Source organism: Streptomyces sp. NPDC002130, from assembly GCF_040296465.1.
Lineage (GTDB): Bacteria > Actinomycetota > Actinomycetes > Streptomycetales > Streptomycetaceae > Streptomyces.
Genome location: NZ_JBEOXI010001221.1, coordinates 1 through 1,063 on the forward strand (window position 1 = coordinate 1; position 1,063 = coordinate 1,063).

The window sequence follows — 1,063 nt, forward strand, 5'->3', positions numbered from 1 at the left end:
ACCTGGAGCACATCAAGAGCGCGAACTTCCTCGAGGACCGCGACGAGACCGAGGAGTACCGGATCGCGCTGGACCGGCTCGCGACCAGAGCGTTGCCGCCGGCGCCCAGACACTTCGCACCGAAGTCAACGCATTCCACGCTCAGTGCCCGGGCAGCGAGATCGTTGTCACCGGATACTCGCAGGGAGCGCGGATTGCCGGCGACGTGCTCGGTGACATCGCACGCGACGGATCCATTCCGCAGTCGCAAGTCGAAGGCGTCCTCTACGCCGACCCTCGCAACTCGGCCGGGGGCATCGAAACCGTAGTGCCCAATGTCGTTCCGGGAGCGACGATGTCCGGAGCACGCGGCGGATTCGGCGACATCGCAGTACGGGAAGTCTGCATCGAGGGTGACGGCATCTGCAACATGCCCAAGCCGCGTGATGCTCCCGAGGTGTTCGTGGATTCGGTCTTCGGCTACTTCACGAAGCACAACACCTATACGCCGATGATGTCCGAGCCCGCTCCGCCTGCTGCCCCGGCATTGCCGGAGACACCGTCGGTACCTCTGCAACCCGCTGACATTGCCACTGCGATCGTGACGCGGGTCGTCGAGAACATCACTCCGTATCTGACCGCTGCACTCACCACCGTGCTGACGAAGTAACGCGACAGCGCTTGTTCGACTGACTGAAAGTCGACCGATTCGTACAAGTCGAGAGCCACCGCATCGAGCACCATCGATCACATGCTCACCTTCATCGCCAGATCCAGGCGTCGACGCATACCGCCGGAGAAGTTCTTCAGCGGTTTGGTCGCGGCCTCGACCAGGTCGAACTCCTCGAGGAGTTCGAGGGACTTGCTGCGTGCGTCGCGGCGGCTCAGACCGAGCAGCCGCGAGAAGATCACGAGGTTTTCGGTTGCAGTGAGGTCCTCGTCGACGGAGGCGTACTGCCCGGTGACCCCGATCAGGGAGCGGACCGCGGTGGGTTCACGGCTGACGTCGTGGCCGAAGATGCGCGCCTCACCGCCGTCGGGGCGAAGGAGAGTGGCGAGCATGCGGACGGTGGTGGTCTTGCCG

General features: G+C 63.9%; 1 protein-coding gene and 2 pseudogenes. 2 read left to right on the top strand and 1 reads right to left on the bottom strand.

Translation table 11 applies throughout. The annotated features are described in order from the left end of the window. Nucleotides 1-101, top strand: a pseudogene (locus ABT116_RS49775) (transcriptional regulator); the annotation flags it as partial. 38 nt (nt 102-139) lie between these two features. Next, a pseudogene (locus ABT116_RS49780) lies at nt 140-649 on the top strand (cutinase family protein); the annotation flags it as partial. 77 nt (nt 650-726) lie between these two features. Here ABT116_RS49780 and ABT116_RS49785 read toward each other — a convergent pair. Next, a partial coding sequence (locus tag ABT116_RS49785) for an ATP-binding cassette domain-containing protein (RefSeq protein WP_502984115.1) occupies nt 727-1,063 on the bottom strand: 337 nt, incomplete at its 5' end.